Origin of the sequence: Acinetobacter sp. WU_MDCI_Abxb74 (assembly GCF_025513915.1) — a bacterium.
GTDB lineage: Bacteria > Pseudomonadota > Gammaproteobacteria > Pseudomonadales > Moraxellaceae > Acinetobacter > Acinetobacter calcoaceticus_C.
In genome coordinates this window covers 163,365-188,658 of sequence record NZ_JAHPRP010000006.1, presented here as the reverse complement: position 1 = coordinate 188,658, position 25,294 = coordinate 163,365, and the positions used below count along the sequence as shown (strand labels likewise).

Annotated in this window: 25 protein-coding genes and 1 riboswitch; of the genes, 16 read left to right on the top strand and 9 right to left on the bottom strand. The window is 40.5% G+C overall.

What is annotated here, in order from left to right; translation table 11 throughout:
• Window positions 1-103 precede the first annotated feature (103 nt).
• Both KTH84_RS12235 and KTH84_RS12230 read right to left on the bottom strand, forming a co-directional pair.
• Entirely contained in the window at window positions 104-1,948 is a 1,845-nt protein-coding gene (locus KTH84_RS12235; RefSeq protein WP_262473309.1) for a monovalent cation:proton antiporter-2 (CPA2) family protein, read from the bottom strand.
• 76 nt (window positions 1,949-2,024) lie between these two features.
• On the bottom strand, window positions 2,025-4,253 hold the full coding sequence (locus tag KTH84_RS12230; RefSeq protein WP_262473307.1) for a primosomal protein N': 2,229 nt from the start codon (window positions 4,251-4,253) through the stop codon (window positions 2,025-2,027).
• Window positions 4,254-4,401: 148 nt separating this feature from the next.
• Between KTH84_RS12230 and gspF the strand changes: the two genes are divergently transcribed.
• From gspF to KTH84_RS12210, 4 genes are all read left to right on the top strand, one after another.
• The gene (gene gspF, locus KTH84_RS12225) at window positions 4,402-5,607 is read left to right on the top strand and encodes a type II secretion system inner membrane protein GspF (protein WP_262473305.1); all 1,206 of its coding nucleotides are present in this window, start codon (window positions 4,402-4,404) and stop codon (window positions 5,605-5,607) included.
• 23 nt (window positions 5,608-5,630) lie between these two features.
• Window positions 5,631-6,191 (top strand): type II secretion system major pseudopilin GspG, encoded by a 561-nt coding sequence (gspG, locus tag KTH84_RS12220; protein ID WP_202742698.1) that lies wholly within the window; start codon window positions 5,631-5,633, stop codon window positions 6,189-6,191.
• A gap of 268 nt (window positions 6,192-6,459) precedes the next feature.
• Window positions 6,460-6,804 carry a hypothetical protein gene (locus KTH84_RS12215; protein WP_202742539.1) on the top strand — a complete coding sequence of 115 codons (345 nt, stop codon included), beginning with the start codon at window positions 6,460-6,462 and terminating at the stop codon, window positions 6,802-6,804.
• Window positions 6,805-6,948: 144 nt separating this feature from the next.
• The gene (locus KTH84_RS12210) at window positions 6,949-7,287 is read left to right on the top strand and encodes a tRNA-binding protein (protein ID WP_133975618.1); all 339 of its coding nucleotides are present in this window, start codon (window positions 6,949-6,951) and stop codon (window positions 7,285-7,287) included.
• Window position 7,288: 1 nt separating this feature from the next.
• Here KTH84_RS12210 and lnt read toward each other — a convergent pair whose 3' ends face one another.
• Window positions 7,289-8,848 carry an apolipoprotein N-acyltransferase gene (gene lnt, locus KTH84_RS12205; protein WP_262473302.1) on the bottom strand — a complete coding sequence of 520 codons (1,560 nt, stop codon included), beginning with the start codon at window positions 8,846-8,848 and terminating at the stop codon, window positions 7,289-7,291.
• The gene (locus KTH84_RS12200) at window positions 8,845-9,684 is read right to left on the bottom strand and encodes an HlyC/CorC family transporter (RefSeq protein ID WP_133975614.1); all 840 of its coding nucleotides are present in this window, start codon (window positions 9,682-9,684) and stop codon (window positions 8,845-8,847) included. The genes lnt and KTH84_RS12200 overlap by 4 nt, the downstream gene beginning before the upstream one ends.
• Window positions 9,685-9,869: 185 nt before the next feature.
• On the opposite strand from KTH84_RS12200, the gene tusA reads away from it, so the two are divergent.
• Complete coding sequence (gene tusA, locus KTH84_RS12195; protein WP_133975612.1) at window positions 9,870-10,127, top strand: sulfurtransferase TusA; 258 nt, start codon at window positions 9,870-9,872, stop codon at window positions 10,125-10,127.
• Window positions 10,128-10,293: 166 nt separating this feature from the next.
• Here the strand turns inward: tusA and KTH84_RS12190 are convergent, their stop codons facing one another.
• Window positions 10,294-12,006, bottom strand: a complete 1,713-nt coding sequence (locus KTH84_RS12190) for an electron transfer flavoprotein-ubiquinone oxidoreductase (RefSeq protein WP_262473299.1) — start codon at window positions 12,004-12,006, stop codon at window positions 10,294-10,296.
• 186 nt (window positions 12,007-12,192) lie between these two features.
• Here KTH84_RS12190 and KTH84_RS12185 point away from each other — a divergent pair, with 186 nt between their 5' ends.
• The 5 genes from KTH84_RS12185 to KTH84_RS12165 all read left to right on the top strand — a co-directional run bounded on the left by KTH84_RS12185 (window position 12,193) and on the right by KTH84_RS12165 (window position 16,598).
• Window positions 12,193-12,804, top strand: coding sequence for a DUF1285 domain-containing protein (locus KTH84_RS12185; protein WP_133975608.1), 612 nt, complete (start codon window positions 12,193-12,195; stop codon window positions 12,802-12,804).
• 46 nt (window positions 12,805-12,850) lie between these two features.
• On the top strand, window positions 12,851-13,717 hold the full coding sequence (gene murI, locus KTH84_RS12180) for a glutamate racemase (RefSeq protein ID WP_042894598.1): 867 nt from the start codon (window positions 12,851-12,853) through the stop codon (window positions 13,715-13,717).
• 118 nt (window positions 13,718-13,835) lie between these two features.
• Complete coding sequence (locus KTH84_RS12175; RefSeq protein WP_042894602.1) at window positions 13,836-14,840, top strand: DUF4062 domain-containing protein; 1,005 nt, start codon at window positions 13,836-13,838, stop codon at window positions 14,838-14,840.
• Between the two features lie 73 nt (window positions 14,841-14,913).
• The gene (gene hemH / locus KTH84_RS12170) at window positions 14,914-15,930 is read left to right on the top strand and encodes a ferrochelatase (RefSeq protein ID WP_262473295.1); all 1,017 of its coding nucleotides are present in this window, start codon (window positions 14,914-14,916) and stop codon (window positions 15,928-15,930) included.
• A gap of 23 nt (window positions 15,931-15,953) precedes the next feature.
• Window positions 15,954-16,598 carry an MBL fold metallo-hydrolase gene (locus KTH84_RS12165; RefSeq protein ID WP_005045031.1) on the top strand — a complete coding sequence of 215 codons (645 nt, stop codon included), beginning with the start codon at window positions 15,954-15,956 and terminating at the stop codon, window positions 16,596-16,598.
• Here KTH84_RS12165 and KTH84_RS12160 read toward each other — a convergent pair.
• Window positions 16,595-16,789: a DNA gyrase inhibitor YacG gene (locus KTH84_RS12160; RefSeq protein WP_042894610.1), complete on the bottom strand. Its 195-nt coding sequence runs from the start codon at window positions 16,787-16,789 to the stop codon at window positions 16,595-16,597. The genes KTH84_RS12165 and KTH84_RS12160 overlap by 4 nt on opposite strands.
• 88 nt (window positions 16,790-16,877) lie before the next feature.
• On the opposite strand from KTH84_RS12160, the gene KTH84_RS12155 reads away from it, so the two are divergent.
• The 4 genes from KTH84_RS12155 to crcB all read left to right on the top strand — a co-directional run bounded on the left by KTH84_RS12155 (window position 16,878) and on the right by crcB (window position 19,815).
• Window positions 16,878-17,516, top strand: coding sequence for a tRNA (guanine-N(7)-)-methyltransferase (locus KTH84_RS12155; RefSeq protein ID WP_262473293.1), 639 nt, complete (start codon window positions 16,878-16,880; stop codon window positions 17,514-17,516).
• A complete protein-coding gene (locus KTH84_RS12150) occupies window positions 17,506-18,711 on the top strand; it encodes a TIGR03862 family flavoprotein (RefSeq protein ID WP_262473291.1) in 1,206 nt (401 codons plus the stop codon). The genes KTH84_RS12155 and KTH84_RS12150 overlap by 11 nt, the downstream gene beginning before the upstream one ends.
• A gap of 78 nt (window positions 18,712-18,789) precedes the next feature.
• Window positions 18,790-19,200, top strand: coding sequence for a GFA family protein (locus KTH84_RS12145; protein ID WP_262473289.1), 411 nt, complete (start codon window positions 18,790-18,792; stop codon window positions 19,198-19,200).
• 44 nt (window positions 19,201-19,244) lie between these two features.
• A riboswitch (Fluoride riboswitch) is annotated at window positions 19,245-19,311 on the top strand.
• Between the two features lie 123 nt (window positions 19,312-19,434).
• Entirely contained in the window at window positions 19,435-19,815 is a 381-nt protein-coding gene (crcB, locus tag KTH84_RS12140; protein ID WP_262473288.1) for a fluoride efflux transporter CrcB, read from the top strand.
• Window positions 19,816-20,254: 439 nt separating this feature from the next.
• On the opposite strand, the gene KTH84_RS12135 is transcribed toward crcB, so the two are convergent.
• The 3 genes from KTH84_RS12135 to KTH84_RS12125 all read right to left on the bottom strand — a co-directional run bounded on the left by KTH84_RS12135 (window position 20,255) and on the right by KTH84_RS12125 (window position 22,483).
• Entirely contained in the window at window positions 20,255-20,587 is a 333-nt protein-coding gene (locus KTH84_RS12135; RefSeq protein WP_016144213.1) for a HopJ type III effector protein, read from the bottom strand.
• Window positions 20,588-20,837: 250 nt separating this feature from the next.
• A complete protein-coding gene (locus KTH84_RS12130; protein WP_042894627.1) occupies window positions 20,838-21,092 on the bottom strand; it encodes a type B 50S ribosomal protein L31 in 255 nt (84 codons plus the stop codon).
• A 92-nt stretch (window positions 21,093-21,184) separates the two neighbouring features.
• Window positions 21,185-22,483: an ABC1 kinase family protein gene (locus KTH84_RS12125; RefSeq protein ID WP_042894629.1), complete on the bottom strand. Its 1,299-nt coding sequence runs from the start codon at window positions 22,481-22,483 to the stop codon at window positions 21,185-21,187.
• 256 nt (window positions 22,484-22,739) lie between these two features.
• Here KTH84_RS12125 and KTH84_RS12120 point away from each other — a divergent pair, with 256 nt between their 5' ends.
• Window positions 22,740-23,987, top strand: coding sequence for an SfnB family sulfur acquisition oxidoreductase (locus KTH84_RS12120; protein ID WP_202742550.1), 1,248 nt, complete (start codon window positions 22,740-22,742; stop codon window positions 23,985-23,987).
• Between the two features lie 30 nt (window positions 23,988-24,017).
• On the top strand, window positions 24,018-25,268 hold the full coding sequence (locus KTH84_RS12115) for a monooxygenase (protein WP_262473284.1): 1,251 nt from the start codon (window positions 24,018-24,020) through the stop codon (window positions 25,266-25,268).
• Window positions 25,269-25,294: the final 26 nt, after the last annotated feature.

Genomic DNA, 25,294 nt, shown 5'->3' with positions numbered 1-25,294 from the left:
GCGAAGCCGCAAGCCGAACAGGGGCAGCTTATTGATGCCCATTGTCCAATTATTTAGGCAATGTGAATAAGTCCTTAATATAGTCATTTTTTGAAATCTCAAGTTATTCTAGATGATCTCTTGTAATATCAATACGATTTGGCTGTAAATGACGCTTTAAATTCACATCGTGTTTTGACGTGGCCTGTTGTTGAGCATCACTTTCAAACAAGTGTTCAAGTTCGGCTAAAGCGTTACGATGCGTCTCAAATATCTTTTGTTCATCAGTATAAATACTTTGCTGTTGTATGAGCAATTTCTCATCATAGTCACGAAAGATTTCGATATTATTATAGGCTTGTTCATCAGAAATCCCGAGTTCGCGTAAGGCACGATAAGCCATTCCTAATGACGATAAATACGTCTCACGCCAAATATATTCAACACCTAAATCTCTTAAAAGATGTACATGATGGCGGTCACGAGCACGAGCCAATATCCTTAAGTTTGGATAATTTAATCTAAGATGGCGAGCGACATTCATTGAATCTTCAACATCATCAATCGCTAAAATAAATACTTTGGCTTTTTCAATACCAGCAGAGCGAAGTAATTCCGGTTGAGCCACGTCACCATAATAGAGTGATCCGCCGTAACGTCTTACAAAGTCGACTTGATGAAGATTGTTATCAATTGCAGTAAACCCAAGATGTTGTAGACGGGCAATACGTGCAATAATTTGTCCAAATCGGCCAAAACCAGCAATAATAATCGGGTTGTCCTGCTGAGGAATTTCATCGTACTCAGGTGGACGTTCTTTATTAAAAAGTGGAATGACCTTAGTCGCCATAAGCCAGTAAATCACTGGTGTGAGTACCATCGATAAAGTCACAATAAGAGTTACAGGCTCTAATATAGCTTGAGTTAAAATCTTTTCGCTTTTAGCTAAGCTTAAAATGACGAAAGCAAATTCACCGCCTTGAGCTAAGCATGTGCCTAAAAGCAAGCTGTTGTTCCAGCTATATTTTTTATAGCGGGCAATAGCGGTCAATATAAGCGTTTTGATGAGCAATAAGCCGACTGCTCCACCAATAATAAGCAAAGGCATATCAATGAGTAAAGACAGTTGAGTGGTCATGCCTACAGTCATAAAGAATAAGCCAAGTAGTAGGCCTTTAAACGGTGCAATACTGGCTTCAACTTCGTGACGAAATTCTGAATCTGCTAATAATACGCCTGTGAGGAAAGCGCCTAATGTGGTGCTAATACCTAACGTATCCATAAGCAAGACAACAGCAAGAATAATAAATAATCCTACCGCCGTAATGAGTTCAGTTGCTCCACTTTTGGCAACAAAACGGAAAAATGGACGCATCACATAACGACTAAACAGAAATAGGCCAGTGAATGTTGCGATAATAGCCGCAAAATAAGCGACGCCGTGATGGGTTGACTCTGTGCCTGCGAGTAATGGAATAATTGCAAGTAACGGAATAGCCGCAATATCTTGAAATAATAAAATTGAAAAAGACTGCTGACCATAGGTCGTGTTGAGTTGCTGTTTTTCAGTCAGAAGCTGTAATACAAAAGCTGTAGAAGACAGTGCAAGCGCAAAACCAATCACAAAACTCACAGCAATTTGCTGTTGAAATAGTAATAGTACGATCAGCATAAGAACGCCACCGCTAATAAGAACTTGCAGACTTCCCGTTACAAAAATAGAGTCACGCATTTCCCACAAACGCTGTGGTCTTAATTCTAAGCCGATCAGGAACATCAATAAAATGACACCGAATTCGGCAAGTTCCATAATTGCTTCAGGGTCATGGGCAATATTTAAAACACTAGGGCCCAGAAGTATCCCTGTAAATAAATAACCTAAAACTGTTGCAATCCCTAGGCGTTTGCCAAGAGGGACTAAAATCAGAGAAGCTCCAAGAAAGATAGTTGCTTGCAGTAGGAATGACATCCATTGCCTCGAATGTATTAGTCTCTTTTAAGTGTAAAGCCAAAAAGGCTTCTTCACACTATGATATTCAAATCATCTAATTAAATTCTTGCGGATCGACATCAATTGATAGTCTGAGTTGATGCTGCCTTGGTGCATGGACCAATTGAGACCACCACTGTCTTAAGTAAAAATGTAGACGAGCGCGGTCGGCAGATAAAATCACCATGTGTGCACGATAGCGTCCCGCTTTACGTTCCATAGGGGCTGGAATAGGTCCCCAAATATCAACAATCTCACCTGCAACTTGGCGAAGTTGCTCAGCAGCTTCATTTAAAAAATGCAAGGTATAGTCTCGATCTTTCGACTCTGCACGTATGAGTACGGCATAACGATAAGGCGGCAGTAAAGCAACTTTACGTTCAGCCAATGTTTGTTTGGCAACCGCGCGATAATCTTTTTCGATAAGCGTAGTAAGTAACGGATGATCTGGTCTTAGAGTTTGCAAATAAACATGGCCTTTATGTTCACCACGACCAGCACGGCCTGCTACTTGAACAATCAATTGTGCAGTACGTTCTGGGGCACGTATATCGACACTGAGTAAACCCGCATCAATATCTAAAATGGCAACTAAGGTCACATGGGGAAAATGATGTCCTTTTGCCAACATTTGCGTGCCGAGCAAAATTGTTGGCTTGTTTTGATGAATACGATCATAGATTTTTTGCCAGCTCCCGACTCGGCTGGTACTGTCACGATCAACCCGAATTACGTCATGCTCTGGAAATAATTCTTGTAAGTGTTCTTCGACCTTGGCTGTTCCTGCACCTAAAGTTTTTAAACTTTTATGCTGACATTCAGGGCAATGATCTGGCAGGCGATGAATGGTTCCGCAGTGATGACAATGTAAATAAGAATAAGGTTGGGTGTGCAGAGTAAAATGTGCATCACAATGTGGACAATTTGCTTGCCATCCACAGCTTTCGCAGACCAGCACAGGTGCATAGCCACGACGGTTTAAAAAGATTAAAACCTGTTCTTTTTTAGCTAATGTATTTTTAATTTGTTCAATTAGCGGCTGACTAATACCATGCTGTTTTTTGACAATTTTAAGGTCAATTAAATGCATTTTAGGCAAAAGTGCATGGCCTGCACGCTTGTTAAGTTGCAGTGAAGTTAATTTGCCCGTTTCGACTAAATAATAACTATCAATACTCGGTGTGGCCGAACCTAAAATAACAGGACAGCTTTGTAAGTGACCGCGATAAAGCGCGACATCACGCGCATGGTAACGGAAGCCTTCTTGTTGTTTATAAGACAGGTCATGTTCTTCATCTAAAATGATTAAGCCCAAACGTGGCAGCGGGGTATAGATGGCTGAGCGTGTCCCTAAAATAATAGATGCTTTGCCAGTCTGTGCCTGTTGCCATGCTTGCAAGCGTTTAGAGTCATTTAAGCCTGAATGTAACAGTGCAATATCACAATTAAAACGAGACTTAAAACGAGAAATGGTTTGGGGAGTTAAACCAATTTCTGGGACTAACACCAGTACTTGTTTGCCTTGCTTTAGCACCTCGTGCATGATGTGCAAATAAACTTCTGTTTTACCACTACCCGTTAAACCATCTAGCAAAAATGCTTGGTATTGGTGCTGTGCTTTAATAACCTGTTGGGTTGCTTGCTTTTGGTCTTCATTTAGCGTGAGCGGCATTTGTGCCAATTGCACGGGTGTTGGACTAAAATCATGAGGTTCAAGCGTACACTCAACCAACCCTTTCTTTTCTAGCGCTTTAAGTGTTGCAGTTTCTACACCACTTAAATTGAGAATGTTCTCTGTTGTTCCAGCAGGATGTAACTTTAAAATCTGATAAGCATCTTGTTGCTTCACCGAACGTTTAAGCAGTGCCTCAACATTGTCGCATGGAGTAATTTTCCAGAGATGGAACAAAACGTCCATCGGTTTGCCCTGACGCAGTATAGCCGGAAGGGCGGTTTGCATGACCTCGCCAACTGGAAATTGGTAATATTGTGCGGACCATGTCAATAAACTTAAAACTTGTTCATCTAAAATAGGTTCTTCATCTAAAAGTTCAGAAATGGCTTTAAGCTGAAATTTGCCTGTAAATGGCTCATGTGGATTCACTTTTTCAGTGATGATACCAATTAGGTTTTGTCGGCCAAATGAAATAGCGACGCGTGAGCCTACTTGAGCCCGTTCATATTGTGCTTCGGTGAGTGTATAGTCAAAAGTGTCGTACAGATGCACAGGTACGGCAATACGCACACGATAAACAACTGAATCAGGCTTTGGCGTTATGGTCATAGAGGCTCATTTCGTCAATTTTAAAAAACGGCATAGCGTCGTGAAGAGGACTTGGGTATTCTACACAGGCTATAGAATGAATATGAATGATTGCGTAGCATAGATGCAACAGCAGCGACTATTATTTTTGGAAAATTAGAACATTACCATGCCTGCATATCAATTTACTGCCATTGATGCTTCAGGGAAGCAGCAAAAAGGAGTGCTTGAGGGAGACTCAGCACGCCAGATTCGCCAACAATTACGCGATAAAGCATGGACCCCAATTAGCGTTGACCCTGTTGAACAAAAAGATAAACACCAGAATCAGGGATTATTTCAAAAAAAGTTTAGTGCCTATGACTTGGCACTCATGACCAGACAACTTTCTGTTTTGGTTGCAGCCGGAATTCCTCTAGAAGAAGCCTTGCGTGCGGTAAGTCGGCAAAGTGAAAAAGCGCATGTACAAAATCTCTTATCATCTGTTCGTTCAAGAGTCATGGAAGGACACTCATTAGCTCAAGGTATGCAGCAATCTGGACGTTTTCCGGACCTCTATATTGCAACAGTTGCTGCAGGTGAGCGTTCGGGGCATTTAGATCTGATTTTAGATCAGCTTTCGGACTACACCGAAAACCGTTTTGCTATGCAGAAGAAAGTTCAGGGAGCTATGATTTACCCGATCATTTTAATGCTGATGTCATTTGCTATTGTGATGGGCTTAATGACTTTTGTTGTGCCAGAAATTGTCAAAACTTTTGATCAAAATAAAGATGCACTACCGTGGATTACGGTCGCTTTAATGAAAGCCAGCGATTTTATTCGCCATGCATGGGTGTTTATTATCATTTTTGCAGTTGTGGGAATTGGGGCATTTATTCGGTTTTTGAAAACCACGGCTGGGCATTATGCTTTTGATCGATTAACACTCAAATTGCCATTATTCGGTAAACTGTCACGTGGTATTAATTCTGCACGATTTGCCAGTACCTTATCTATTTTGACCCGTTCAGGTGTGCCGCTGGTCGATGCATTAAAAATTGGCGCAGCAGTCACTAGTAACTGGGTCATACGCGATTCAATTGCCCAAGCTGCCGAGCGTGTTACAGAAGGTGGTAACTTGGGTACGCAGCTGGAGCGCAGTGGTTATTTCCCACCAATGATGGTACAAATGATTCGAAGTGGTGAGGCATCAGGTGAGCTTGACCGCATGTTGGAACGAGCATCGACCATGCAAGATCGTGAAGTTACGACCTTTATTTCAACCTTATTGGCATTACTTGAACCGCTTATGCTGGTTTTAATGGCAAGCATTGTACTGGTTATTGTAATCGCGGTTATGCTGCCAATCGTAAATATGAACAATATGATTTAATAACTTTGATATTAGAGATAATGATGAAAGTAAAAAATATTCAAAGCGAAACAGCGATGGAACAACTTAGTCAATCTGCGGTTTCAAATCAGTTTGAGCCGTGTTCTGATAAACATACCTCAAGCATAGCTTTCGGACTTGCGGCACGTTCGAGCCGTGTTCGAATGAAACGTGTCTCAGGCTTTACCCTCATTGAAGTGATGGTTGTGATTGTGATTTTAGGTGTTTTAGCAGCGCTAATCGTACCAAACGTCATGGGTCGTAGTGAAAAAGCTAAAATCGATACCACCCAAATTACATTAAAAGGTGTAGCTGGTGCTTTAGATCAGTACAAGCTCGATAACGGTCATTTCCCATCTATGCAAGAAGGCGGGTTAGACGCTTTGGTTAATCAGCCTGCTACAGCAAAAAACTGGATGCCGGGTGGATACGTGAAAGGTGGTTATCCTAAAGATAGTTGGAAAAATGATGTTCAATATGTCATTCCAGGTGCAGATGGCCGAGCTTTTGATTTGTACTCGTTTGGTGCAGATGGCAAAGAGGGCGGTGAAGGTAATGATGCAGATATTTATTACCAACCTTAATTAAAATGTAATGGAGATTATCAATCCGTTTAAAAATATAAACTGATAAATACGAATTGATAATCTTTCTTAATCACAAAAATATAGTAAGTTTATGAAAAATATAAAATAAAGTTAATAATTATATTTGAGACTTATAATAAGAATTATTCCCATATTTAATAGTTACAAGAAAGTTAAAATGTAGAGAAAAATAAGCTATATATTTAAATAAAAGATTTGCATAATAATTAAAAAGCACTTTATTACATTAAAACGGAGAGATTAAATGAAAGCATTTCTCATAGTAGATGAACTGACTCAGTTTCATTGGGCAATGCTTAAATCTGTCCTGTTGATCCTGAGCTTACTACCAATTGCGCATGTCTCATTAAATTTATGGCTCAATACAGAAGGGAGCAGCCAAATCATGATTGGTTTCTTCGCCCTCAGTATTGTGAGTGCATGGTTAATGGTCAGTTTTTTTACTGCTCTAAAAGCGAGCGTCTGGCAAACTAAACAAATATCTTCTAAATATGAGCAATTGCTTTTTAAAGTCTATCGCTATGTACCGATGGTCTTTTTATCAAGTTTGGTCGCTTATTTATCTTTGCAATTATCGATCACTTTTTAATTATAATTTGAACCAAATTTTTAAATAAAACGTAGACTGAATATCTACGTTTTATTATTTTAATTTAAGCAGGCTGTTGTACGAGCATTATTTGTACATATTATATGCTTCAAATCAAATATTTAAGGATACGAGAAAAAGTAAATGGAACAAATTGAGTGGAGTGATTTTACAAAGGTAGAGCTTCGAGTGGGTAAAATTATTGAAGCTGAAGTTTTTGAAAAGGCACGTAAACCTGCCTATATTTTGCATGTCGATTTTGGTGAAGAGTTAGGGATACGTAAATCGAGTGCACAGATTACTAAGCTTTATCAGCCACAAGATTTGATTGGTAAGTTAGTCGTTGCTGTGGTGAATTTCCCTAAAAAACAAATTGGACCTATTCAGTCAGAATGCTTAGTGACAGGGTTTCATAATGCAGATGGTGATGTAGCCCTTTGTATCCCAGAGTTCGACGTGCCTCTGGGTACAAAGTTATTGTAGTTTAGCGACGTGACTTAAATGAAACGTCAACTTTACGCGGGCGGTAGACCCAACCTAAAACCAGCAGTAATACTGCAAATCCTAGAACTGGATAATCACCTAAACGGTTATAAAGGGTTTGACCTTGCATAGCAGGTAAATCGCCTCTCAATACAAACTCTTTATCAAGCGGTGCTTGTTCAGTGATATGACCATTTTGATCAATAAACGCTGTTACACCTGTGTTAGTTGCGCGAATAAACCAGCGGCCATTTTCTTTAGCGCGCATCTGCACCATTTGTAAGTGTTGCCACGGCCCAGCAGTACCCGTAAACCAAGCGTCATTAGATACAGTCACTAAAAAGTCGCTGTTTTCTGCATTACGTCGAGTCAGGTTTGGATAAGCCACTTCATAACAAATCGCAGCAGCAAGTGCATGCCCTTTAATCATGAGCGGTTTCTGATTAATCTCGCCGCGTGAAAAACCACTCATGCTAATATCATTTTGCATGGCTGGTAGCACCCAAGAGAGTAAGCCTGAGAGTGGAATATATTCACCAAAAGGCACAAGACGCTGCTTTTTATATAGACCACTTGCATCGCTGCCAGAAGCCATAATACTGTTGTAATACAGTGGAGTACCGACTTTATGTGATTTGGTCACATCCCAGTAAGGAATTCCAGTTACCCATGCAGTGTGGTTCTTTTTAGCTTGTGCATCCATTGCATCTAAAAACGGTTCAATGTCAGTTTGGAAGAGTGGAATTGAAGATTCAGGCCATACAATTAAGTCGCGGCCCCATTCAGATTGACTCAATCCAGCATAAATTTCTAATGTTCTGATTTGATATTCAGTTAGCCATTTTAAATCTTGTGGAATGTTACCTTGAATGAGTGAAACACTAAGCGGTTTAGCAGCTTTAGGTTGTACAAACTGTATATATGAAGCTCCCCATGCACCCAAAACTAACAGGGCAGAAGGGATGATCCAGAAAAGACGTTTACGTAGAACCTCAACTAAAGCACAGGCTAAGATAATCACTACAAAGGAAATTGCATAGATACCGAATAAAGGTGCATAGCCATCAAGTAAACGCTCAGTAAAAGCGTAACCCACAAATAGCCATGGAAAACCTGTAAATACCCAAGTTTTAGCCCATTCAAAAACAATCCAGAGTGGTGCGAAAGTCAGTGGTGTTTCTGGGAAAAAACGTCGGTAAACCCAAGTTTGGAATGCGGTAAATAAGCCCATCACAAGGGCCATAATAACAATCATCCCCACACTTAAAAAAGCGTTGGTATCACCATAAACATGGATTGAAGTGTAGAGCCAGAAAGCCCCCACAAACCATAAACCAAATCCATAACTCCAACCAATAGCAAAGGCTTGTCTGGCAGAGCGCTTATATAAGGTTGCATAGAGTAGGGCTGGTGACAAAATTGCCAACCACCACCAATAATAAGGTGCCAGCGCAAAACTGAACACGGCACCTGAAAATAAAGCAATGAGCAAAGGAAAAATAAAAGGAAGCTGTTTTGGTTGTTGCGAAGAATCTAACAGCTTTTCAAAGTATGCTCTCATTGACGTACAGCTCGAATCAGATGAATAGTGCGGGCATCTGCTTCAACAATTGTAAATAACCAATTCCCAAGTTCAACCGTTTGACCTTGTAAATCACTGACCAATCCAATTTCTTGAAGCAATAAACCGCCGACAGTTTCTACTTCATCGTCAGAAAAATCAGCATCTAAAACAGTATTGAAATGTTCGATTGGTGTAAGTGCTTGAACCATCCATGCATTTGCTACCGTATGGTCATTGTCAGGAACAATGTACTGAGCATCTTCATCAGCCGTGTCATGTTCATCTTCGATTTCGCCAACGATCTCTTCAAGAATATCTTCAAGCGTAACAAGACCTGCTGTTGAACCATATTCATCAATCACAATAGCAATGTGAGTTTGAGTATGTTTTAACATGCGTAGTACCTGATCGGAACGGGCACTTTCAGGGACAAATAAGGGCTGACGCATAAGAATTCGAATATCAACTTTGGTATTCGGTTCAGTTAGAAACGGTAATAAATCTTTTGCGAGCAAAATTCCGACAACATTATCAGGCTGATCAGAAGAGAAGACTGGAAAGCGTGAGTGAGCAGACTCGACCAGTACATCAAGAATATCAAGTAACTGATCATCTTCTTGCAAACTGATCATTGCTGTTCGTGGTGTCATGACTTCACGAATTTTTGTAGCAGGAAGGTCAAGAACACCTTCAAGCATGGCAACAGTATCTGGTTCTAAAAAGCGGCGTGAATTTTGGACTAATTTTAATAATTCATCACGGGTTTCTGGTGCTGTGCCTAACCATTTTCGTAAGCCGCGCATTCCCCACGACGGACTTGGTTCCTCTTGCATGATCTTTCCTAAAGACTCAATCTATCAAATGAATACTTTGAATCATACCGAAGAAAGGATGCTTATGCATCTATAAAACAAGCTAAAAGACAAAACGCATATTGTTATGTAAATGCTAGTTACAGTTAATAGGTCAGTAATTTGTTTATGCTAAAATGTGAAAATTCTATTTGTTCGAGTTTGTTATGTCGGAACAATCCATTTCACCTACTGTCCAAATTAATACACGTGGTTTACGTTGTCCTGAACCTGTCATGATGTTGCATCAGGCGATTCGTAAAGCAAAATCAGGAGATGTTGTTGAAGTGTTAGCAACTGATCCTTCGACTTCGTGGGATATCCCAAAGTTTTGTATGCATTTAGGGCATGAATTATTGCTCAAAGAAGAAGTTCTGGATGAACAGAACCATAAAGAATACCGTTATCTGGTACAGAAAGGATAAGGTTGTTCTAGCTTTAAATGAATAAAAGCCCCGAATAATCGGGGCTTTTTATATTGCATGTTTGGATAGTTTGGACCACCACCACCTGAGGCAGGAAGAACAAAGCAGCGCTTTGTCCTGCCGTAAGTGCAAAAGCTATGATTTTGCAGAGAAGGTGGCTGTTCTATTACATGTTAGGGTAATTCGGACCACCGCCGCCTTCAGGCGTTACCCATGTGATGTTTTGAGATGGGTCTTTAATATCACAGGTCTTACAGTGAACACAGTTCGCTGCGTTAATCTGGAAGCGTTTAGAACCATCATTATCTTCCATAATTTCGTAAACACCAGCTGGGCAGTAGCGTTGTGCAGGCTCATCCCATTTCGGTAAGTTTACATTCACTGGAATTGAAGGATCAGTCAGCTTCAAGTGAGCTGGCTGGTTTTCTTCATGAACAGTGTTTGAAATAAACACAGAAGATAGGCGGTCAAAAGTTAACTTGCCATCTGGTTTTGGATAGTTTGGTTTGAAGCTGGTCGCATCAACAGTTTTCAATACAGCGAAGTCTTGCTTCAAGTCATGCAAAGTAAATGGAACTTTAAAGACATTCTGGTCGATAAAGTTAAATGCACCACCAATCCACTGACCAAACTTGTGCATTGCTGGACCAAAGTTACGAGAGTTATAAAGCTCTTCTTTTAACCAGCTGTTGTTGAATTTGTCAGTGTATGAAGTTAATTCTTTAGTGAATAAATCTTCGCCTTCGGTAACACGTGCAATGGCAAGGTCACCGCCTTTTTCTACACCGGCAGCAATGGCTTCAAATACAGCTTCACCACATAACATGCCTGATTTCATGGCAGTGTGAGAGCCTTTGATTTTTGCAAAGTTTAAGAAACCTGCATCATCACCAATCAAGCAACCGCCTGGGAAAGTCAATTTAGGTAATGAGTTGAAACCGCCTTTTACTACAGCACGTGCGCCGTAAGAAATACGTTTACCGCCTTCTAGAAACTGTTTAATCAGTGGATGAGTTTTCCAGCGCTGCATTTCCATAAATGGATACATGTGTGGATTTTCATATGACAAGTCCACGATCATACCCAAAGTGACTTGGTTGTTTTCAGCGTGGTATAACCACCAGCCACCAGAAGAAGCAGTTTCAGCCAATGGCCAGCCTGCACCGTGCATAACTAAGCCCGGTTTATGTTTCGCAGGGTCGATTTCCCAAAGCTCTTTAATCCCGATACCGTAGTGTTGAGGATCAACATTTTTATCGAGGTTGTATTTAGCAATCAGGCGTTTACCTAAGTGACCACGGCAACCTTCAGCAAAGAGGGTATATTTAGCGTGAAGTTCATAGCCCGGAGTAAAGTTATGCGTTGGCTCGCCATCTTTACCAATACCCATGTCGCCTGTTTGAATACCTTTTACAGTACCATCTTCATGGTAAAGCACTTCAGATGCAGCAAATCCTGGGAAGATAGATACTTCTAATTCTTCAGCTTTTTGGCCTAACCAGCGAACCACGTTACCTAAAGAGATAACATAGTTGCCATCGTTATGCATGGTTTTAGGAACCATCCAGTGAGGCACTTCTTTAGATGTGGTGTCTGATAACAAGAAGAAAGTTTTGTCTTCAGTTACAGGTACGTTAAGAGGCGCACCTTCTTCTTTCCAGTTCGGGAAAAGTTCGTTGATGGCACGTGGCTCAAGCACAGCACCAGACAAGATATGCGCACCTACTTCAGAGCCTTTTTCAACTACACAAACAGAAAGATCGGGTAAGTTTTTTTCAATCGCTAATTGACGGATCTTAATCGCAGCAGACAGACCTGCAGGTCCTGCACCTACGATGACAACGTCAAACTCCATCGATTCACGTTCGATGTGTTCCATGTAGGACTCCTCAATACTTAAAGGTGGCAACCGTCATATTCAGAAATTCGGTGCTGCCGTGAGTGTTTTAATCCATAGGCGCAAATATGCTATTGTGCCTTTTATCGTTTTGGCTAGTATAGTTTTAAACCATGATCTAGCCAATTGGCTGAGTCGTCATATTTTTTCGTCAGCAAGGCATAAACTATGGTAAATCAAAATAATTCCCCATCGGATATGGGAAAAATACCGTTATCTGATGATAAAAACTTAATGAACATTGCACAATACTTAAAAGGTGTACAGCAAAGTCACAAAAGGTCAATTCCACCTTTAGAGCAGTGGCATCCAAAGCATTGCGGCAAAATGGATTTGACGGTTAAAGCCAATGGAGAATGGTGGCACGAAGGTCAATTAATTAAGCGCCAAGCCCTATTAGATCTATTTACCAAAGTCCTATGGAAAGAAGAGGGTAAATTCTACCTGAAAACCCCCGTAGAACAAATTGAAATTGAGGTCGAAGATGAACCTTTATTAGTCAATCAGGTAGATCAAGTTGAAATTTCAGGTGAGCAGTTTTTACAACTGACCACGACGAATCAAGATGTGATTTTGGTCGATGCTGAACATCCAATTTTTATGCGTGAATATGACGGGGAATTGCGTCCTTATGTGCATGTGCGTTTTGGAATTAATGCCCTTATTCAACGCCAGTCTTTTTATCACTTAGTGAACTATGGAACACTGATTGAAAATGATAAAGGTGAAACCGTTTTAGAGTTAAAAAGTGGTAATTTGCTCTTGCAATTAGGCACTTGAGGTTTAAGCTTTAGGAAGTGAAATTTTCTGACACTTCAGTACAGCCATGACAGCCATACAACCCCTATTTACCGATCTAGAACCTATGCCTAACGCATCTGCTGATGCTCCAATTGGTATTTTTGACTCGGGAATTGGCGGAATATCGGTTGCAGCAGAAATTGCCAGATATTTGCCAAACGAACGCATTGTGTATTATGCCGATACAGCTTATGTTCCTTATGGCCCACGTTCCGATGAAGAAATTAGAGAACTTACTGCTCGTGCTGTTGACTGGTTATACCGTCAGGGTTGCAAAATTGCGGTGGTTGCCTGTAACACTGCTTCAGCATTTAGCCTTGACCATTTACGTGAGCATTATGGCGAACACTTTCCAATTGTTGGGTTAGTTCCAGCGTTAAAACCAGCAGTCTTACAAACCCGTTCTAAAGTGGTTGCCGTGTTGGCGACACCTGCTACTTTTCGTGGACAACTCATTAAAGATGTTGTTGAAAAGTTTGCTATTCCAGCAGGTGTTAAAGTGATGACTTTAACCAACCTCGAACTTGTTCCTTGTGTGGAAGCAGGGCAGCAAATGGGCGAGGCATGTTTAAATGCATTAAAAGAGGTTTTACAGCCTGCCGCTGACCAAGGAGCAGACTATTTAGTGCTCGGTTGCACTCATTATCCTTTCTTAAATGAAGCAATTCATCATCTTTTTGATAACCAATTCACACTGGTTGATTCTGGATTAGCAGTAGCCCGACAAACAGCCCGTATTTTAATAAAAAATGCGTTATTATGTGACCAAATAGGTCAGAATGTTGCACGTATTGAATGTTATGTCAGCGGCAATAATGCCGAGGCACTGCAACCTGTTTTACAAAATATGATTCCACAAGAGTTAACTTGGACACTTCATAATCTGAACTGATCTTTTGAGTATTATTTAGAAAATAGTGTTTTTTTAGATTTATTATTTTATTTGGGGCGGTTCATGATCTTGGCTGATATTAAGTCACGAACAGATCATGGGGCGAAAGGGTATTGTTATGCTCGATACGCGCTATCAGATTTTTATTTCAACGTCTGGCCGCGATATGCAGCCAGAGCGTATGGTTTTGTCTCAAACTTTGGTGGGGATGGGTTTCTTTGCCTGGGGATTAGAACATCGAACACCTTTAACCACTACACTTGCACGTCGACAGATTGATGAATGTGATTATGTAATCCTACTTTTAGGCAGTCAGTATGGAGAACAATCGATTTCTGGTGTGAGTTACCTGTCTTTAGAATATGAATATGCGTTAAGTCAGGCGAAACCGATTATTGTGTTCATGCATGAACAGCCTGAAAACCGTGAAATAGATTTACAAGAAATACATCCTCAACTTAAAGATAAATTTCTCGCATTTAGAAAAAAGTTATTACATGAAGCAGAGCATATTTTTTACTTTAAAACGCCACGTGAACTTGAGTTGGTCATTCGTTTAAATATACCGTTAATGGTTGAGCAACACATGGGACAAGGCTGGGTTCCTGCATATCAAGCTCATCAGTTAGAAGATGAAATTAAGCTATTAAAAAGTAAAATTTCGCAGTTAGAGCAGCGACTAATCGAGCCGTCAACACAGCTAAAAGAAGTTGCACCGCAAGATATTTTTGCATTTGAATATCAGATTCAAGCATTTCAGGATGGCAACTTTAAAGAGCTTAAACGACAGCGGCAAATGACGTGGTCTCAGTTGTTAAGCGTGCTGGCAAAGCGCTTTGAAACAGCGATGCCAGAAGAGAATTTTGCAGCTTGTCTCAATGAATATTTAAATCAGGCTGGCTTAGAAGATGCTCGTCAGGAATTACCTCGTGCACATGCGGTTGCTTGCGCACAGATTAATCACAAGGCACTGTTCCGAATTAAAAATCAAATGCAATCACAAGGCTGGATTGTTCCAACTCAAACTGAACAATCATATGGTCTATGGAAATTAACGACTAAAGCTCAAAAGATATTACTGAGCTATAAATGGAATCATCGGGGCATTCGATTAAAAGCTTAGAGCGATTCAATTTATATATGACAATGAAAACTGTTACATTAGTGTCATAAGATGAACTGAAAGGCATTTACACATGTCGTTTGAACAAAAACCGAAAGTTACTGTCATTTTAGCGAATTTAGGCACACCAGATGAGGCGACTGTGCCTGCAGTGCGCCGTTTTTTAAAACAGTTTTTATCTGATTCACGTGTGATTGAAATACCGAAACTGATCTGGTGGATTATTTTAAATCTGTTTGTTTTACCTTTTCGCCCGAAAAGAGTAGCGCATGCCTATGCTTCAGTATGGTCAACAGATTCGCCAATGCGTGAAATTGTGTTTGAGCAAACTAAACGTGTGCAAGCTTATTTAGAACGTGAAAATAAACAGTTTGATTTGACTGTGCTGCCTGCAATGACTTATGGGAATCCCGGCATTGATAAGGTTCTGGAAAAGTTAGCGGACAATCCACAAGAACATGTCATTTTATTACCTTTGTTTCCTCAATATTCTGCAACATCTACAGCGCCGTTATACGATGCGTTTGCCAAATGGATTCCTAAACAGCGGAATTTGCCGGGGCTGACGATTATTAAAGATTATTATCAACATCCCATGTTTATTCAGGCATTAGCCGAAAGTGTTTTAGTCTACCAAGAGCAGCATGGCAAACCTGAAAAACTGTTGATGTCTTTTCATGGTATACCACAGCCATATGCAGACAAAGGTGATCCTTATGCAGACCGTTGTCGCATCACAGCAAAGCTGGTGGCCGAAGCCTTACATTTAAAAGATGATGAATGGGCGATTAGCTTCCAGTCACGTTTTGGAAAACAAGAATGGGTGAAACCTTATACCGATCAGCTTTTACAAGATTGGGCAAAGCAGGGCGTTAAGTCCGTTCAGGTGTTAAGTCCAGCTTTTTCTGCCGATTGTTTAGAAACTTTAGAAGAATTAGCGATTCAAAATGCAGAGCTATTTCAACAAGCAGGTGGTGGGAGTTACGCTTATATTCCTGCCTTAAATAGCGATCAGGCTCATATTGATTTGCTTGCAGGATTAGTTCAGGCTAATCTTGATGCCCTCACTTATACCTTAGCCCACCGTTAATTGCGTTTTAGCCAGAGGTTTTTATGTTGCAAGTCAAAATTGTTCCAGTTACTGCATTTGCCCAAAATTGTTCCCTTGTTTGGGACAGTGAAACGAAAGAAGCAGTTTTGATTGATGCTGGTGGTGACGCTGCTGTTTTGAAAAAAGAAGTAGAAGCCTTAGGTTTAAAGGTAAAAGCACTTTGGCTGACTCATGGACATTTAGACCATGCTGGAGCGGTAGGTGAGCTTGCCAAAGAATGGAGCGTTCCAGTTATTGGTCCACATAAAGAAGATCAGTTCTGGCTAGATATGATTCAGGAAGTATCAGCACGTTACGGCTTCCCAATTCCGCAACCTGTTAAAGTCGATCAATGGCTTGAAGGTGGTGAAGTACTGAAACTGGGTGAAGATGAGTTTGAGGTGCGCTTTGCACCGGGGCATACACCAGGACATGTTGTTTTCTATAATAAAAACCATGGCTTACTTTGGACGGGTGATGTTCTGTTTAAAGGTTCGATTGGACGAACAGACTTCCCGCGTGGCAATCATGATCAGTTGATTGAATCGATTAAACGTGAATGTTTTAGTTTGCCAGATGATACTCAGTTTATTTCTGGACATGGTCCGATGAGTACCATTGGCTATGAAAAACAATTTAACCCGTTTGTCGCGGGTAAAGCAGGTTAATCCTCATAATCATCTTCATTTTGACTACCCTTGTCTTGCTGAGGAGCATCTTGGGTAGGCAATTTATATTCATCGTTTGCCCAAGCTCCTAAATCAATTAATTTACAGCGTTCTGAGCAAAACGGACGAAACTCATTACCTTCCCAAACACTTGGTCCACCACAACGTGGGCAGGGGAATGTACGTGGCATAGGGCAATGTCCTTCATTGTGAAAAGAAATAGATTAGGCAAAAGTCAGGTGTCTTGGTAGACTTGTGCCGATTTTTATTTAGTTTGATGTGATTATGCCGATTCGTCAATTTCAAGCACAACGTATGCAAGCGCCTCGCGATTTTACCCCAATTGAAAATACTCCAATTTGTGTAGAAATTGGTGCAGGTAAGGGTAAACATGCTTTGCTCTTTAGCGGGCAACACCCACAGTATACGTTATATGCAATTGAACGAACCCGAGAAAAATTCTTGGCAATGCAAAAACAGCATGGTTTGGAACCAAGAGATAATTTGGTGCCTGTACATGCAGATGCTTTACCTTGGGTTGTACACGCTTTACACCCTGCTCAAGTTGAACATTTCTTTATTCTCTATCCAAATCCAGAACCACATAATCCGGCACAGCGCTGGTTGAATATGCCATTTTTTGAATTCTTAATCTCACGCCTGCAAACAGGTGGAACCATTACATTGGCAAGTAATATTCCTGAATATATTGAAGAAGCAGAACAGCAGTTATTAAATGTGTGGAAGCTGCCGTATCAAAAAGAAAAAATTGCCCAAACCTCTGCACGTACTCATTTTGAAATTAAATATTTAGAACGTGGCGAGCTTTGTCAGCAACTCATTATGACCAAGCCTGAAGGTTATAAAACTCGTTTTGATGAGTTTGCACCATTGCAAGGGCAAGTGCATGGTGAATAAGCGGGTTGCTATTATTGGTGCAGGCCCAGCAGGTCTTATGGCTGCTGAAGTGTTAAGCCAATATGCTTATGAAATTGATGTGTATGAGCAAAAGCCTTCAGCTGCACGTAAGTTTCTCATGGCTGGTAAGACTGGTTTAAATATCTCGCATGCTGAACCTTTAACACAGTTTATTGAGCGTTATGACCATGTTGAATGGTTGAGGCCGTGGGTTGAAAAGTGGGATGCAGTCTGGATTCAAGGCTGGATGAAAAGTCTTGGAATTGAATCTTACGTTGGCAGCTCGGGTCGTATTTTTCCTGTCGAAATGAAAGCAGCGCCTTTACTGCGTGCTTGGCTAAAACGCTTGGCAGAGCAGCAAGTTAAATTTTTTTATCGTCATCGTTGTATTGATTTACAAGGTACAGCAGTGACTTTGGAAAATCAGAATAATCAAAACACTGAAACTTTTACCCAGCAATATGATGCGGTCGTGTTGGCTTGTGGTGCTGTGTCGTGGTCTCAATTGGGCAGCGACGGAGCTTGGCTACAATGGATTGACCCATCTAATATTGAGCCTTTCCAACCGAGTAATGCAGGTGTTTTACATGCATGGTCGTCTTTTATGGAAAACTGTTTTGGTGAGCCGTTAAAGCGTGTACATGCATGGGTTGATCCAAGTCAAATTGTGCAAGGTGATATTGTGATTACCCACTATGGTTTTGAAAGTGGTGTGATCTATAAACTGGGCCGTGCCTTACGAGCACAACAAAAACAAGGACAAAGCTTAAATCTATTTTTAGACTTATTACCCGATATTGAATTAAGCCAGCTTATAAAAAAATTACAGGCTGGGAAAAAGCAATCTTTGACGAATATTTGGCGTAAAGCAGGATTAGATACAGCCAAAATTAACTTAATTCGAGAAGTCGTTGATAAAGCGCTATGGAACCAACCGGAAATAATGGCTGAGCAGATCAAGTCATTAAAAATAGCCTTAGATGGTTTTAGACCTATTGAAGAAGCGATTAGCTGTGCTGGGGGTATTAAACAAGAGGCACTGTCCGAAAGTTTAAATCTCAAACAGATGTCAGGTATATTTTGCTGCGGTGAAATGCTGGATTGGGATGCGCCTACTGGCGGTTATTTGCTTACAGCATGCTTTGCCACAGGGCGAGCCGCGGGAGAGGGTGTGCATTCATTCTTGGAGCGATAAGCGCTTCATTTTGCGCTTTGTTTGATATGTGGAAAGTGTTATTTTTGAGCGATCAATAATAATAGGAGTTGCGATCACATGTCTCAAGCATCACCAGTCTATCAGGGAAGCTGTTTATGCCAAGGTATTCGTTATGAAATTAAAGGCGATATCGGGGATATTATTCAATGTCACTGCCAACGCTGCCGTAAAGCAAATGGCACTGCCTTTGCGACCAATGCTCCTGTCAAAAGTGGAGACTTTAAAATCATTCAAGGTGAGGACTTAGTCAAAAAATTTGCTGTGGAAGGTGTGTATCGTTGGTTCTGTAGTGAATGTGGTTCACCTTTGATTAGCTCTCGTGATGGACAGCCTGAACTTTATCGTTTAAGAATTGGTACTCTTGATACACTATTAGACCAAAAACCGACAATGCATATTTTTGCTGCTTCAAAAGCAGAGTGGGAATGTATTCAGGACGATTTACCTCAATACGCTGAACGCCCATGAGTTGAAAAGAGTATTTCAATCAACTTTTAGTTGTTTTAAGATACTGATCAAGGGGAGATGGCATTCCTCCCTAGAAAAACCGCCGTATTGGCTAATGATGCCTACGTGATCCTCATATATTTATATTGTTAGGTGCGTAGGTTATTGCGTACTCGGCTATTTTGGGAGTACGCGATGTCAGTTTATCCTTCATGCTTTTTTGCTCTTTTAGCGCCTATCTAAAGGGGTAGTCCTATGTATTATTCTCTACTTTCAATTGCTTTAGGTTCTGTTCTAGGGGCATGGCTGCGTTGGTTTTTGGGCTTAAAGCTCAACTCGATTTATCCGCAAATTCCACTTGGCACCGTCACTGTTAATTTAGTCGGTGGTTTTATTATTGGTTTTGCGATTGCCTATTTTGCTCACAGTGATTTAAGTCCAAATTATAAACTTTTTGTGATTACTGGTTTTTGTGGTGCTTTAACCACTTTTTCTACATTCTCAATTGAGATTGTGACTTTATTGCAAAGTGGTAAGTTGGGCATGGCAATTTTGGGAATTTCTATTCATTTGATTGGATCGTTAATTTTTACGTGTTTGGGGTTGGCGACTTATTATTGGGTAGCAGGCAACTGAGTATTTGTTTCAGTTGAAATGTTTACTGTAGAGTCTTTTCAATAAGGTTTTATGTCTGGATTAGCCGTCGGCTCGACCTACTTTTGTTTCGGCAAAAGTAGGCAAAACCATTTTCATCAACAGAACCTGTTATCTGTTTACATTTATCAAATATGTCGCAAAAACATTATATTGCTGATTTGAGTCAGGCTGTTGATGACTTCCCGAGTATCCAATGCAAGACATTAATCAAATAATTTAAATAACAATTGGACATTTACTATCGTGACAGACGGCATGGATGCCGTCGTTTCGCTGTGCTACATGGATGTAGCATTAGCGGAACAAAGGATTTTTGTTACTTTTCATCCTTGAAAAGTAAGGTTAGCCTATACAATCCATTATTTGGATATCACTTCCATCTAGGGCAGTGCTAATAATAAGAATTACGACACTTCTATTATTTTTCAGCTAAAGCCTGGCCTTCAAACTTCACACCATCCCAACCATTTTGCATAAACTGGCGAATATTTTGATGATCAGTCCCCTCTGGTGTAGCCAATACAGATGCATAGTGTTCTGCAAATAAACTCAAAGTTTGTGCTTGGTCTAAACCTTGTAACTTGGCAAAAGAGAAAACTTTTGCACTGCCTTGATTTTCAGTAGCAGCGTTATGCTGTGCGCCATTTTGAAAAGCTGTTGGAGTATGTTGGTAGCGGGCTTCAATATGAGCTAAAACGTCTGAAAATTTTGCTGTGCCTGCTTGTAATTGGGCAAGTAATTCTTGTGCCATTATCTTAAAACTTCCTATCAAATGAGGGTTTAAGCATAGCATCGAATAAAAGCTTTGGAAGCTTGCCGAATACAAAAAATGATGAGTTGTGGGCAAAATAAGAAGAGTTTTTACACAAATTGTGGATAAGTTCTCTTTTATACACAATATAAAAAGGTCGAAAAACGGACATAAAAAAAGAAGCCTAAGTGGAGGAGATAGTCTTAGGCTTCCAATGATTTAAGTGTATTGGTCAAATCTTAACGTAAGATTAACTCTTACGATTAAAGCGAGCGAAGCGTTTATTAAAGGTTGCAACACGACCTTCATTGCTGGCTTGGCGTACTTCACCTGTGTAGAAAGGGTGTGATGCACTTGAAATATCAAGGGTGACATAAGGATAGACTTGTCCTTGATATTCTTTAGTTTGCTTCGTCTGAATCGTACTACCAATTACGAAGTACGCATCTGCATTAGTATCATGAAATAACACTTGTTGATAAGCAGGATGAATATCTTTACGCATGAGAGATCTCCTAATTATTTTTGAATATAGGAATGTTATAACATAACATTAGGTAAAGTCAATGCATCTAGTGAGGAGTGCATTGGGAAAAGTTATGGTGTAGGTGGAACGAGTTCTTCGAACAGATCTTTTAGATTGTCGTGTACTTTTAAGTGAATCAAATTCCAGTAATGGCCCGAAATTGTACGATTTACCATGAGCGTATCTGGAGATGGTTTAAAGACATCCCAATATTTTAATGATTTTTTCACGAGTAACATGCCATCATGATGTGATGAGTTTTCAGCAAAATCATAGGTTGTGGTTAAAGGACGTAATAAAATTTCAATCCAGAGCTTATATAAATCACTCGGGAACTTATCTTTTTCAACAATGGAATGTAAGGCTACAAGCTCTGTTTCAAGCAACTCAATATTTTCATGACGCGCTGCATTTACCAGATGTTTAAAGTTTTGCACAATTTCATTTGAAAGTGTTTTAACACTGCCATAGTCATAAATAATGACACTACCATCTTGGCGGAAAGCGAAATTACCAGGGTGAGGGTCACAGTGAAAACGTTTTAAAAAGAACATTTCCTGACCTAAAGCACGAATGAGACGACGTCCAATGGCATTTCGAGTTTCGATAGGCCAAGAGCTCGCAGTTTCAATACTGTCACCTTGTTCGAGGCTGAGTGTCAAAATACGTCTTGAAGAATAATCTTTATAGACCGTTGGAATAATAATTTTGTCGTCTAGTTGGCTATGGAATGTTTTAAAAACTTCAAGGTTCTGAGCTTCAATTTCATAGTTGAGTTCTGCTGAAAGGCTGTCTTGAATTTCTGCAAAAAGCTGATCTTGCAATTTTTTATCAATTTTAAGTACGCCCATTAAACGCAGTGCTAGACGTACTTGTTTTAAATCGCTTTCACAGGCTTCATCAACGCCAGGATATTGGACTTTAACTACGACTTGTTCCCCACTAAGAAGAACTGCTTTATGAACCTGCCCAATAGAAGCTGCGGCAAAAGGTTCACTATCAAAAGATTTAAACGCAACATTAAGTGGCTTTCCAAGTTCTTTTTCGACTTGTTGTTGAATAGCGGCAAAAGGAACTGCTGGGGCTTGGCGTTGTAGTTTTGAAATTGCTTTGGCTACTTCGGGCGGGAAAATGTCTTTATATTGTGAGGCAATTTGCCCAACTTTCATGACCGCGCCTTTCATTTCACCTAAGGTGTCGGCAATTTGCAAACCAATATCTTGAAATAGTTTGCTTTTTGCAGCCAGTTTCTGATCTTCGTCTGCATTAAAGTTTCGGATCGAATTAGAAACGGTTTTTGTTGCAATGCTCGCGGTCATCCCTGCAAGTTTCATAAAACGTTTGCCAGGTGAACTTGCATTCTTTGCCATATCTTCGATACCTCGTTAACTACAACATAATACTGCGTAGTTTTGATCATAGGTGACAAAGCTTAAAAAGCCTATACGAAATTGTTTATCTCATGTAAGAAAATTTTCGAAAAACAAAATGTTATTTTTATAGTAAAAAATATGAAAAGCTTTTGAATATTCATTTCATAAACAAAGCTTTAATAACTATAAGAGGTGTGTTTTTTTGATGCTAAGGTGAATGTCATGTTAGATAAGAATAGAGATAACAAAAGTTATGACAAGTTTAAATTCGGCCCATGGGCGTTCTCAAGCGGTTCCACTGTCTGTGTTTGAGCAATCGAAAGATGCACATATTATTCGCTTTGATGAAGAAGCCATTGAGCTTGCCAGACAACTTGCCCAAGAGTTTGCTCAAGAGGCATCTGCTCGGGATAAAGAGCGCCGTTTACCCTTAAATGAAATTCAACAATTCTCACAAAGTGGCTTGTGGGCGATTACGGTTCCTAAGCAGTTTGGGGGCGCGCAAGTTAAATATCGGACCTTGGCTGAGGTGATTAAAACAATTGCGAGTGTTGACCCATCTCTGGCTCAGCTTCCTCAAAATCACTTGGCTTTTATTGAACATTTAAGACTTGATGCAGCTCCAGAACAACAACAGTTCTTCTTTAATTTAGTGTTAAGAGGCATTCGCTTTGGCAATGCTTTTTCTGAAAAAAATAGCAAAACGGTTGCAGATCTCACTACAACATTACGAAAGACCGAGCACGGTTATGAAATTAATGGCAAGAAATTCTTTGCAACGGGAGCATTACTTGCACATTGGATTCCAATTGTGGCGGTGAATGAAGAAGGGCAACCTTATGCTGCTTTAGTGCCACGTGAAACATCGGGAGTTAATATTATTAATGATTGGTCTGGTTTTGGGCAACGTACCACCGCGAGTGGCACAGTTGAGTTAAACCAAGTGCCGGTACGTGAAGAATATTTAGTTCCGATTTATAAAGCGTTTGAACGACCAACACCAGCAGGTGCAATTTCTCAGTTTATTCAAGCCGCAGTGGATGCGGGTATTGCGCGTGGTGCAATTGAAGAAACAATTCACTATGTCAAAAATCATAGCCGCCCATGGGTCGACTCAGGTTTGGAAAAAGCGAGTGATGACCCTTACACGATTGCCAATATTGGTGATTTAAAAATAAAACTGCGTGCAGCAGAAGCGGTATTAGATTTGGCAGGAGATGCGATTGACCAAGCGATTGCCGACACGACAGAAGAGCTTGTAAATCAGGCCACACTTTTGGTTGCCGAAGCAAAAGTATTAACCACAGAAATTGCCATTTTAGCTGCCAATAAGCTTTTTGAGTTGTCAGGGACACGTTCCACTTTGTCTGAACTGAATCTGGATCGTCATTGGCGTAATGCTCGTACTCATACTTTGCATGATCCAGTACGTTGGAAATATCACCTTGTAGGAAACTACTATCTCAATGGTATTTATCCACCCCGTCATGCTTGGAGCTAAATTGAAGAAAATAGGATTAGGAGAATAACGATGACAATAATACAAATTGAAGTAGAAGAACTATCTCTAGGGGCCGACTATGAGAAAGTGGCAAGCAGATTTCGGCCGATTTTTGAAAAGATTGCCCAAGGTGCAATTCAACGTGAAAAAGAACGAATCTTACCTTTTGAACCCATTCAGTGGTTAAAAGAGGCGAAATTGGGTGCTGTACGAGTACCGGTTAAATATGGTGGAGATGGGGTGTCATTGCCACAGCTTTTCCAGCTTCTAGCTGAGCTTGCGCAAGCAGACTCAAATATCGTGCAAGCTTTACGTGGGCATTTTGCATTTGTTGAAGACCGTTTAGTTGCTCATAAAGAACATTCGCAAGATGTTTGGTTTCAGCGTTTTGTACAAGGTGATTTAGTCGGAAATGCATGGACAGAAGTTGGTAATGTACAAATTGGTGATGTGGTTACACGAGTCACTAAAGATGCTTCGGGTAACTTGGTGGTGAACGGCGAAAAGTATTATTCAACTGGAAGTATTTTTGCGGACTGGATCGACTTATTTGCTTATGATGAAGTGAATGATCGTCATGTGATTGCCGCTATTTACCGTCACGAAACGGGTGTGAGTGTTATTGATGATTGGGATGGTTTTGGGCAAAAAACCACGGGTAGCGGCACCTTAAAAGTACATCAGGTTCATTTACCAGCTTCGCACCTCATTCCATTTGATCAACGTTTTAAATATCAGACCGCTTTTTATCAGGTCGTACACCTTGCAACCCTAACAGGAATTGCACACGCCGCCGTTGAAACTTTTAGCCAAGAGATTCGGGAGCGGAAACGTATTTTTAGCCATGGTAATGGAGACTTAGTTCGCCACGACCCGCAAGTTTTACAGGTGGTGGGTAAAGCCTCTGCTCAAGCTTATGCGAGCCAAGCAATTACCGTAAAAACAGCAGAAGCACTACAAAAGGCTTATGAAAGTCACTTTAGTGAGTTAGAAGTGAAAGAGCATCAGTTTAATGTAGATGCTGAGCTTGAGTCCGCGCAAGGACAGGTGGTGATTTCTAATTTGGTACTCGATTTAACCAGTCAATTATTTAATGCATTGGGGGCTTCAGCAAGCAGTCAGGTCAAGCAACTTGACCGTTTCTGGCGTAATGCCCGAACGGTATCTTCACACAATCCACTCATCTATAAAGAAAAAGTAATTGGAGATTGGGAAGTGAACCGTACAGATTTACCGTTTGTTTGGCAAATTGGAGCAAGCCCAAGAGCAAAATCTGCATAGTAAAAAAAAGCCGATATTTCATCGGC

Excerpts from the sequence above, each read along its gene's own strand:
- KTH84_RS12235 (WP_262473309.1), bottom strand. The coding sequence starts at position 1,948 with ATGTCATTCCTACTGCAAGCAACTATCTTTCTTGGAGCTTCTCTGATT.
- KTH84_RS12230 (WP_262473307.1), bottom strand. The coding sequence starts at position 4,253 with ATGACCATAACGCCAAAGCCTGATTCAGTTGTTTATCGTGTGCGTATT.
- gspF (WP_262473305.1), top strand. The coding sequence starts at position 4,402 with ATGCCTGCATATCAATTTACTGCCATTGATGCTTCAGGGAAGCAGCAA.
- gspG (WP_202742698.1), top strand. The coding sequence starts at position 5,631 with ATGAAAGTAAAAAATATTCAAAGCGAAACAGCGATGGAACAACTTAGT.
- KTH84_RS12215 (WP_202742539.1), top strand. The coding sequence starts at position 6,460 with ATGAAAGCATTTCTCATAGTAGATGAACTGACTCAGTTTCATTGGGCA.
- KTH84_RS12210 (WP_133975618.1), top strand. The coding sequence starts at position 6,949 with ATGGAACAAATTGAGTGGAGTGATTTTACAAAGGTAGAGCTTCGAGTG.
- lnt (WP_262473302.1), bottom strand. The coding sequence starts at position 8,848 with ATGAGAGCATACTTTGAAAAGCTGTTAGATTCTTCGCAACAACCAAAA.
- KTH84_RS12200 (WP_133975614.1), bottom strand. The coding sequence starts at position 9,684 with ATGCAAGAGGAACCAAGTCCGTCGTGGGGAATGCGCGGCTTACGAAAA.
- tusA (WP_133975612.1), top strand. The coding sequence starts at position 9,870 with ATGTCGGAACAATCCATTTCACCTACTGTCCAAATTAATACACGTGGT.
- KTH84_RS12190 (WP_262473299.1), bottom strand. The coding sequence starts at position 12,006 with ATGGAACACATCGAACGTGAATCGATGGAGTTTGACGTTGTCATCGTA.
- KTH84_RS12185 (WP_133975608.1), top strand. The coding sequence starts at position 12,193 with ATGGTAAATCAAAATAATTCCCCATCGGATATGGGAAAAATACCGTTA.
- murI (WP_042894598.1), top strand. The coding sequence starts at position 12,851 with ATGACAGCCATACAACCCCTATTTACCGATCTAGAACCTATGCCTAAC.
- KTH84_RS12175 (WP_042894602.1), top strand. The coding sequence starts at position 13,836 with ATGCTCGATACGCGCTATCAGATTTTTATTTCAACGTCTGGCCGCGAT.
- hemH (WP_262473295.1), top strand. The coding sequence starts at position 14,914 with ATGTCGTTTGAACAAAAACCGAAAGTTACTGTCATTTTAGCGAATTTA.
- KTH84_RS12165 (WP_005045031.1), top strand. The coding sequence starts at position 15,954 with ATGTTGCAAGTCAAAATTGTTCCAGTTACTGCATTTGCCCAAAATTGT.
- KTH84_RS12160 (WP_042894610.1), bottom strand. The coding sequence starts at position 16,789 with ATGCCACGTACATTCCCCTGCCCACGTTGTGGTGGACCAAGTGTTTGG.
- KTH84_RS12150 (WP_262473291.1), top strand. The coding sequence starts at position 17,506 with ATGGTGAATAAGCGGGTTGCTATTATTGGTGCAGGCCCAGCAGGTCTT.
- KTH84_RS12145 (WP_262473289.1), top strand. The coding sequence starts at position 18,790 with ATGTCTCAAGCATCACCAGTCTATCAGGGAAGCTGTTTATGCCAAGGT.
- crcB (WP_262473288.1), top strand. The coding sequence starts at position 19,435 with ATGTATTATTCTCTACTTTCAATTGCTTTAGGTTCTGTTCTAGGGGCA.
- KTH84_RS12135 (WP_016144213.1), bottom strand. The coding sequence starts at position 20,587 with ATGGCACAAGAATTACTTGCCCAATTACAAGCAGGCACAGCAAAATTT.
- KTH84_RS12130 (WP_042894627.1), bottom strand. The coding sequence starts at position 21,092 with ATGCGTAAAGATATTCATCCTGCTTATCAACAAGTGTTATTTCATGAT.
- KTH84_RS12125 (WP_042894629.1), bottom strand. The coding sequence starts at position 22,483 with ATGGCAAAGAATGCAAGTTCACCTGGCAAACGTTTTATGAAACTTGCA.
- KTH84_RS12120 (WP_202742550.1), top strand. The coding sequence starts at position 22,740 with ATGACAAGTTTAAATTCGGCCCATGGGCGTTCTCAAGCGGTTCCACTG.
- KTH84_RS12115 (WP_262473284.1), top strand. The coding sequence starts at position 24,018 with ATGACAATAATACAAATTGAAGTAGAAGAACTATCTCTAGGGGCCGAC.